The organism is Mucilaginibacter sp., from assembly GCF_041663085.1.
GTDB lineage: Bacteria > Bacteroidota > Bacteroidia > Sphingobacteriales > Sphingobacteriaceae > Mucilaginibacter.
Genome location: NZ_JBAZRC010000186.1, coordinates 1 through 8,271 on the forward strand (window position 1 = coordinate 1; position 8,271 = coordinate 8,271).

Annotated in this window: 8 protein-coding genes; 3 read left to right on the forward strand and 5 right to left on the reverse strand. The window is 43.8% G+C overall.

The features are described 5' to 3' along the window. Nucleotides 1–566, reverse strand: a 566-nt coding sequence (locus tag WC615_RS21475) for an RtcB family protein (RefSeq protein ID WP_372980103.1), incomplete at its 3' end; no start/stop codon positions are given. 361 nt (nucleotides 567–927) lie between these two features. On the opposite strand from WC615_RS21475, the gene WC615_RS21480 reads away from it, so the two are divergent. Then, a complete protein-coding gene (locus WC615_RS21480; RefSeq protein WP_372980104.1) occupies nucleotides 928–2,529 on the forward strand; it encodes an RNA 2'-phosphotransferase in 1,602 nt (533 codons plus the stop codon). 3 nt (nucleotides 2,530–2,532) lie between these two features. On the opposite strand, the gene WC615_RS21485 is transcribed toward WC615_RS21480, so the two are convergent. From WC615_RS21485 to WC615_RS21500, 4 genes are all read right to left on the reverse strand, one after another. After that, nucleotides 2,533–3,438: a ribose-phosphate diphosphokinase gene (locus tag WC615_RS21485; RefSeq protein WP_372980105.1), complete on the reverse strand. Its 906-nt coding sequence runs from the start codon at nucleotides 3,436–3,438 to the stop codon at nucleotides 2,533–2,535. A gap of 7 nt (nucleotides 3,439–3,445) precedes the next feature. Next, entirely contained in the window at nucleotides 3,446–4,864 is a 1,419-nt protein-coding gene (locus tag WC615_RS21490; protein WP_372980106.1) for a nicotinate phosphoribosyltransferase, read from the reverse strand. Between the two features lie 10 nt (nucleotides 4,865–4,874). After that, nucleotides 4,875–5,765, reverse strand: a complete 891-nt coding sequence (locus tag WC615_RS21495; protein WP_372980107.1) for an NUDIX domain-containing protein — start codon at nucleotides 5,763–5,765, stop codon at nucleotides 4,875–4,877. 84 nt (nucleotides 5,766–5,849) lie between these two features. After that, complete coding sequence (locus tag WC615_RS21500; RefSeq protein WP_372980108.1) at nucleotides 5,850–6,536, reverse strand: NUDIX domain-containing protein; 687 nt, start codon at nucleotides 6,534–6,536, stop codon at nucleotides 5,850–5,852. 159 nt (nucleotides 6,537–6,695) lie between these two features. Between WC615_RS21500 and WC615_RS21505 the strand changes: the two genes are divergently transcribed. Together WC615_RS21505 and WC615_RS21510 are read left to right on the forward strand one after the other, a co-directional pair. Beyond that, a complete protein-coding gene (locus tag WC615_RS21505; protein ID WP_372980109.1) occupies nucleotides 6,696–7,373 on the forward strand; it encodes a hypothetical protein in 678 nt (225 codons plus the stop codon). 309 nt (nucleotides 7,374–7,682) lie between these two features. Next, a partial coding sequence (locus WC615_RS21510) for a hypothetical protein (protein WP_372980110.1) occupies nucleotides 7,683–8,271 on the forward strand: 589 nt, incomplete at its 3' end.

Consider the following 8,271-nt stretch of genomic DNA (forward strand, 5'->3'; position numbering starts at 1 on the left):
GCAGGCAGGTCGAATATGCTTAAACACATCCGGCAGGCAATATCCACCCCAACAGCAAACGGTATAATGGTATTGGCCGTAGTGGCCAGCACCCCGCCAATAGGCAGGCCGTAACCCTGGTGCGCATCGGGCATTAACGCGCCGGCTACCGCAATGGGTAATTGTATGGCGGTACGCATTTGTGCCAGCGCGCCAACTTCAATATGCTCCAGTCCCCACACCGGGAAATCGGCTATCTCTTCCTTCAGCTTAAAGTTGCTGCGTTCCTGTTTTACAAACTTGCCTTCCTTACGCAGGGCTATCACGTCTTCGGCCAGGTTTTTAAACTTGCCGCCTTTTTTCAGGGCGTAGGGCATCGGGTCGTCTATCAGGGCTTCTAAATTGGCCAGTATTTCGGGCTTGGCCATAACACCATGTTTTAGCAGGCCGTTAGCCACGCGGCTAAAGTTTACCAGTATCTCTACATCGTTAATGCCTAATGATTTTAACTCGTTGTTACTAATTTTTTCCTTTTGCACGCCAGAACCCTGAAGGGGAAGTGTCTCGGATATATTTTGCTTTCTCATAAACTTGAGTTTGTAATTTAATAATTAAAAAGTCTCCGGGCCAAAACCCCTCTCTCCGTATTAAGAGAGGGGGCGTTTGTGAACAGGTTTAGCCTTTCGACAGTACAAAGAGAAACATCAAGTGCGCAATGTATTTGCGCAGTAAAAAATAATTTATAAATTCAGCAAAATATTTTAATGTCGCTTAGTTGACTCACCCGGTCTGCGCTGCGCTGGACCACCCTCTCTTCGCTTCGCGGAAAGAGGGGTTTGCTTTTCTTCTTACCCTCTTTGCGAAGCAGAGAGGGTCGACGAGCGAAGCAATGTCGGGGTGAGTAAATAAATTCGAAATTGAAAATTCGACATCCGAAATCACAGCACCATGCCCGTTAACCGCAACGCCCTTATCCGCTATCGCACCATTGACCAATGCCTGCAAAACCGCCACAAGAAATGGACGCTTGACGGCCTGATAGATGCCTGCAGCGATGCCATTTACGAATACCAGGGAATAGATACCGGTGTGAGCCGCCGTACCATACAGGCTGATATAGAGATGATGCGCAGCAATAAGCTGGGTTACGAAGCGCCTATTGTAGTGGTTGATAAAAAGTATTATACCTACAGCGATAAAAACTACAGCATTACCAACAGCCCCTTAAACCAGCAGGATATGCAGGTGCTGAGCGAGGTATCTGGCCTGTTGAAACAGTTTAAAGGTTTCAGCCACTTTACCGACCTGAATGAAATGGTGAGTAAACTGGAGGACAAGATCTACACCCAAAAAACGCAAAGCGCGCCGGTTATTGATTTTGAGAAGAACGACAACCTGAAAGGGCTGGAGTGGATTGAAGTGATCCGCAAGTATATTGTGGCCCGGAAAACGATGTGCGTAACCTATCAGTCATTCAAAGCGCGCGAGGCGAGTACGTTTTGCTTTAGCGGATATCTGCTGAAGGAATACCGCAACCGCTGGTTTGTATTGGGCATATCGCACCAGCGCTATAAACCGCTGCTTAACCTGGCGCTGGACAGGATACAAACCATTACGGCGCATGATGAGGAGTATATTGAGAACACCACTATCGATTTTTCAACTTATTATAATGATGTAATAGGGGTAACCAAATCGCCGGGCCAGCGCGATGTGGAGGTAGTGTTTTGGATAGACGCCAAGAATGCGCCTTATGTGATAACCAAACCCCTGCATCACACGCAAAAATTATTGAGCGAGGATGGAAATGGAAAAATATTCAGCATCCGCGTAATTATGAATTTTGAATTGGAGCGCGAGTTATCGGGATTCGGATCAAAATTGCGGGTTTTAGGGCCAAGGGTATTGGTAAAACAGATAAAAAGCCAACTGGCAAAAACTTTAGATAATTACGGCAGGGACAGCATAACGCCACCCGCTATTACCTCAACAGTGAATGAAACGATGAAAGAAAAAGATACAACACACATCAGTAAATTTTTAAGCCTTGTACTAAGGCACCAGCCGCAGCTGATTGGTATAGAACTGGACGCTCAGGGCTGGGTAAGCGTTGATGAACTATTAAAACAGGTTAATGCGCATGGCCATACTTTAGATGCAGAACTGTTAAACCATGTAGTTGAAACCAACAGTAAAAAGCGTTTTGCTTTTGATGAAACCAGGCAAAAGATCCGCGCCAGCCAGGGGCACTCGGTTGAGGTTGAATTGGGCTACCAGGCCCAGGTGCCACCAGAGATACTATATCACGGGACGGGTGAAAAGTCCGTTGCTTCTATTCAAGCTACCGGACTCGAAAAACGCAGCCGCCGGCATGTGCATTTAAGCCGGGATATTGAAACGGCCAAACAGGTGGGGGGCAGGCACGGTAAGCCGGCAGTTTTTAAGGTACTTGCCGCCGAAATGCATCAGAAGGGGTATGTATTCTACCTGTCTGAAAATAAGGTTTGGCTTACTGAAGCAGTGCCTGCCGAATTTTTAAAATTGCAGTAACCATTAAAGCGATTCACAGATCAGCGCTGCTAAACTCCTCACTTCCACAAAATCATCATTGATGTATTGCGTGTTTACGTGTGAATCGGTACAGATCAGTTTTTTAATAAGGCCGCTGTTTTTTAGTTTGTTGATACCATCGTTAACAAACAAACCGTGGGTAGTAATTACATAAATATCACCGGCACCGGCATTTTTGTAAGTTTTGGCCGCGTTAATGATGCTGCCACCAGAGCGGATCATATCATCATAAATAATAACCGTTTTGCCGTCCACATCGGCGTTTATGGCACTTACCTCGGTATGGTCGCCTTTTAGCCGGCGTTTCAGAATAAAGGCTGCGTTTACGCCCAGGTCGTTCGCTAATGATTCAACCCACTTAGCGCGGCCGGCATCCGTACTGGCCATTACAAAGTTATCGCCGCCGTATTCAAAGGCCGCTTTTATCACAATATCCTTGCAGTAGACATGTACCGGGTATAAGTCGTGCTCAAAGTAATATTGGATGCCTTCCGAATGCAGATCGAACAGCAAAACCTTATTCCCCCGGTTTGATCTTGGGATAGCCGACAGCAGGCGGGCGCGGGTTTTTGCGGTCACAATTTCGCCGCTCAATACGGCTCGCTCCATAGTAGAATAGCCAAAGTAGGGGATAACCAGCGTTAACGAATTAACCCCGTAACTAACCAGCGATGATGCCAGGTCATACAGTTCCAAAGTTGCCCCGTCATCTACAGTGCCGCCAATAAGTACAGCATCCCTGTTTTCTATTTGAGAGATAATGCGCTGATAGCGTTCGCCATCGGTAAAGTGGCTTACTTCCAGTTCGCCTTTTTCAAAATTGCCGCAAGCCATTACTTTTTCGGCCAGGTATTCGTAGCCTTTTATGGAAAATATTATTTTTTTCATGGTGATGTTAGTTAAGGTTGGCATTGGCTTTCACCTGTTCAAAAGTAATGGTATTAACCAGTTCGCCGTTTTCAAAAACGGTGCGCAGTTCATCTGCCAGGTTTAAATGTTCCTGCTCGTTTACGGTTTTAAAGATGCCGTTTATTTTCACCAATTTTAAACGGCCGGCTTTGCTTTTTTTGAAACTTGGAGTAATGCTGCCCTGTGCATCCATTTCGGTTGGGCTTTTTTCTACCGCTACTTCCTGGCCATTGATAACTGCACTGCTGCATTTTAAGGCGAATTTCTGTGTATCGCGATCAACCTTTTGCAGTAGGGCACCACCCATACCCAGTACCAGGTTCTCCGCGCTGATGCCGTTTGCTTTCAGAGCGTTATAAATGTTAATGATCTCGGCATAATTTACACCATCGCCCTGTATCACCCTTACCTGCGGCGGCAGTACTTTATAGCCCTTGGGGTTGGTGGTAAAGCCAAAGGTTTCAAACAAAATTCCGAATATTTCAAGCAGTGTCCTGATCGGGTCGCCGCTATCCGGGCGGATAACCAGTGTACCATCACGGTTTAAAATTTCCTCTTTCAATTCGCCGCCCCAGTATTCCTTACAGGCTTTAAAAATGTTATAACTATCAGATACGCATGCGATGGTACCGGTTGGGAAAACGCGCAGTACGTGCCTAAAAATTTCCAGTTCGCCTTCGCGGCCCAGCAGGGTACAAATACTGTGTTCTGTTGCAGGGATGCTTAATCCGTAAACTTTGGTAGCATCATAATAATTAATGGCCATGCCGCTGCCTGCCAGGTTATCGCTGCCGCTAAAGTTTATTAAATGGGCAGCCCCACCAATCTTGGCACTCTCCACGCTGCTTACCCCACGGAATCCAAAGTCATTCAGCACAAAATCTATCCCGGCTTCGGCGCCTTCGGTTGCTGTCTCACTATAAAATTGGGTAACTACTTTCCTGATCTGGTTACTTAGGGTTGCTACTGTACAAGGGTACCATACCTGCATTAATAGCGTTTCCAAAAAATTGGTAAGCCAATAGCATTCAGGGTCGGTGTTTTCAATGGTCATCAGTACATTGCTGGTTGGTACAGCAATACCCTCGGCCACAGCTTTAATTTTAACAGGCAGGTGACCATTGTATTTATCAAGTATGTACTGGAATTTAGCTTTATCGAATACATCATCACGGCCAAATACCTGTTTTAAAAAGCCGTCGGCTTCGTCCAGGTCCTGCTGTGCAAATGCCGGGCCTTGCAGGTATTCCTTCAAAAAATATTGCAATCCGAAAAAGATTGTCTCATCAAACATGCCGCCCCGGCTTTCCAGGTAACTGTATATTTTGGTAGTACCCGGGTAGTAAAATTTATGGTGAGCGTATTTGTAGGCATCAGCCAATAGGATCAAGTTTTCGCGTTTCATGGTATTAGTTTTAAAGGTATTTGGTAATAATTACTTCGAACATCGCTACATGTTCCTCGCTGATGTTCCCGCTTTCAATCATCTTCGGAAGATCAGCAAACCGGAACCAGTCCAGGTCTATAATATCATCCTGAGCAGCTGGTGTGCCACTAATATAGTCACAACTGAATAGTAATGTGATGATCTTATCAGCCTCGTTGCGGTAGCGCCAATCGTTTATTTTGCGGGATGTGTCATAGGTCATTTCGCTTATTTCCATCTCGCCACACTCCTCCATCAGCTCGCGTTTGGCGGCAGCTTCATAGCTTTCATCTTCCGGGTCGGCAAAGCCGCCTATAAAGCGCCATTTATTATTGGTGGCCTTTTTGCCCAATAGTATCTCAGTTTTGTTATTCCTGAAACAGGCGATATCAACCGTAGGGTAAACTTTAGTGTACTGGTTATAATAGGCGTATAGGATACCCGCCCTAAAATCGTTAGAATCGAAAACTTTATCGGCATATTGCTTGCGCAATTCGGTGGCATTATAATCGCCATGCTCTGGTAGTTCAATAGTTTCGAACCGGCCTGAATAGTAGGGGATGAAACTATCGCGGCTGCCAAACAGGCAAAACTGCTCGGCCGGGAAAACGCTTTTCAGCAGGTTATCAATATTTTCAGACCAGGTTTTATCGCTTGGATGGTCACTTATGGGTAATACGATCACTTCGGGATAATCTTTCTTGATCATCTTTTCGCGTGTGTAATAATCATAAGGGTTTTTACGGCTACCCATTATCGGGCTTACACCCAACAGGATGATCAGCTTGGCGTGGTTCTCTTTAACCATGCTAATTAATTGCTTATGCCCGTCGTGCAGATATGGTGTTTGGAAGCGGGCGATAATTACTGCTGTTTTCATGATTATTTGCGTTAATTATACGCAAATATAAATATGCGTTTTAATTACGCAAATTATTTTTTCATTTATTTTCTTTTTCAGGGGTTATATCTCGAAGTTGATGCCTTCTTTTTGAAGCTGGAAGTATTTCTGCTCGTTAAAACGGAATAGGTTGCCCGGGCGGCCTGCACCGTCTAATGCTTGTTTCTCTGCCGTTTCTTCCAGGAAACCAAATTTGATAACTTTCTTTTTAAAGTTTCGGCGATCGATAGGGCGGTCCCACACGGCCATGTACAGTTTTTCCAGTTCAGAGAAAGGGAATTTTTCTTCCAATAATTCAAAACCTACGGGCTGGTACAGCATTTTATTTTTTAAACGCTCATGCGCGGCGGTCAATATTTCTTTGTGATCGAATGCCAACTGAGGGAGTTTTTTAATATTGAACCAGGCAACATCGGCCGCGTCGGTATCGGCATGCAGTTCAAAGGCATCGGGTTTAACCAGTCCATAGTAGGTGATGGATATTACGCGATTACGTGGGTCGCGGCCGGGTTTGCCAAAGCTGTATAGCTGCTCTAAGTAATTAATATTAACGCCGGTTTCCTCTTTCAATTCGCGCTGAACGGCTTGTTCCAGTGATTCATTATCGCCAACCAAACCGCCCGGCAGGGCCCAGCTATCCTTAAAAGGTTTAATGTTGCGTTTGATAAGCAGTACAGATAATCCCTCTTTAGAAGTATATCCAAATACCACGGCATCAACGGCTACTTTAATATTTTGCATGGCTGGCATGTTGCAAAGTTATCAATCTGCGTAAAGCAAGCAAATGTTGATTGCTATGCTATGATTTTAGATAGGTATATTAGCCTCAATAAATAATAATATTAAGTATTACTTCACAAGCATTTCTGAATACTAAGGTAAATATTGAGCCTATATATGAATATTAAAATGCGCAGATTATGTTTGATCTTTCTTATAGCCTGTGCTTTTGGTTGCAGTAACACCAAACCCGGCTGGAAGACTATTGATATGGGCGAGTACCTGATAGACGTACCTGATGATTTTAATCTTAAAATTGAAAAAGGTATTGATTCGCAGCCCGGCGTTTTAAAAGGTAATAATTTAGACCTTTATTATGATTATGGCCCTTATGGCGATACGCTTGTTATGACAAAACAGGAGTTTTTAATTAAAGGATTTTGGAAAGATGAAGCCATTATTCGGTTTTTAAGCTACAAACAACACCCCGATGTTGATTGGTTTACAACAAAAGTAATCTCTTTAAGGCCTTGCGTAAAGGGGGACAGTTCGTTTGCCGCCGGATGCGACCTGATAGCATCATGTATTTATAAAAAAGACAAATTTGATTTGCCGGTTTACATCCCGCAAGAAATAAAAAACCATGTGGTGAAAATTGACACCATAGATGGGTATTATCACCGATTGGTTTTTCCAAGAAAAAGTTTTAAGGGTATTACCGGAGTGTATATGCGTAAAGCAAAAGTTGATAATTCGCCTGGTATATTACACAACTCTATAGTAATACGAAGCCGCCGCCTGAATGATAAGCAGCAAGCCTTAGCAATAGCGATTATTGCTACTTTAAGACCCAAGCCTAAAGAATAAATAATTGCTTTTTTTGAATTCAAATAAAAATCTATCTTTGCATCCAATTCCTGATTTGTTAACCTTTTAAATATCAAGGAATCATGACAGAGCCACGCTACATATCGCCCCTTTCGCTCATTGCCCATTAGGTAGGCAAATACTGCACTTTTTATTTTAATAATTAAGATTGCTTTAGCAATCATGCCAAATTATTTGCCTGCCGAATTAATTTATCGGGTTTTTTGTGCGCTTTTAAAAGGGTATATCCCACTCAGGGACGAATAGAGATCCAATAATATTTTTATACAAGATTTAAATGGAAGTCCGATGGACATACATGAATGGCTGTGCCGTATCAAATCGGCACGGCGCAAAAGGCGGCTCGTTAAAACAGATTTTGATAAGCGCTTAATTAAGCTGAGCAAAACACGGGAACAATTGTGGCAACAAAAGCAAAATTTACCAATGGTGCCGCTGGAGCATCCTTATCAACGGGGCTGGAAACGTTTCTTTGTGTTGCGCGATGATGTTAAACGTGGCCCGCAAGCCGGGTTCTACGAGGCATTGCTGGTTAAAATTAACACGGTAGAATATCATCACGACAGATCATTCAAGCGAAAAAAGCGCCGTAGAGGGCGCAAGGTTTATGTAGTTAAACAACAATTGCTGCGCGAGTTTTACGCTTACGGTTGGGAAGCTAACAGGATGAATTTATCTGACGATGAAAAAGCCTGCTTTACCCGCGTGGAAACTTTTGACATTAAAACACGGTGTACAGATGTAAAATATGTAGTTACAGAACCCTGGCGCTTTGTGCTAAAGGTAATGCCGCATATGGTTACGCACGTAAAACTGCACGATGAGTTATTGCAGCAGGAAATAGCTACAGTAAACAATCATATAGAAAAGCATTTTT

What these genes read in the sequence shown, in the direction of transcription:
- WC615_RS21485 (WP_372980105.1), bottom strand. Translation starts at nt 3,438, where the DNA reads ATGAAAAAAATAATATTTTCCATAAAAGGCTACGAATACCTGGCCGAA.
- WC615_RS21480 (WP_372980104.1), top strand. Translation starts at nt 928, where the DNA reads ATGCCCGTTAACCGCAACGCCCTTATCCGCTATCGCACCATTGACCAA.
- WC615_RS21500 (WP_372980108.1), bottom strand. Translation starts at nt 6,536, where the DNA reads ATGCCAGCCATGCAAAATATTAAAGTAGCCGTTGATGCCGTGGTATTT.
- WC615_RS21505 (WP_372980109.1), top strand. Translation starts at nt 6,696, where the DNA reads ATGCGCAGATTATGTTTGATCTTTCTTATAGCCTGTGCTTTTGGTTGC.
- WC615_RS21490 (WP_372980106.1), bottom strand. Translation starts at nt 4,864, where the DNA reads ATGAAACGCGAAAACTTGATCCTATTGGCTGATGCCTACAAATACGCT.
- WC615_RS21495 (WP_372980107.1), bottom strand. Translation starts at nt 5,765, where the DNA reads ATGAAAACAGCAGTAATTATCGCCCGCTTCCAAACACCATATCTGCAC.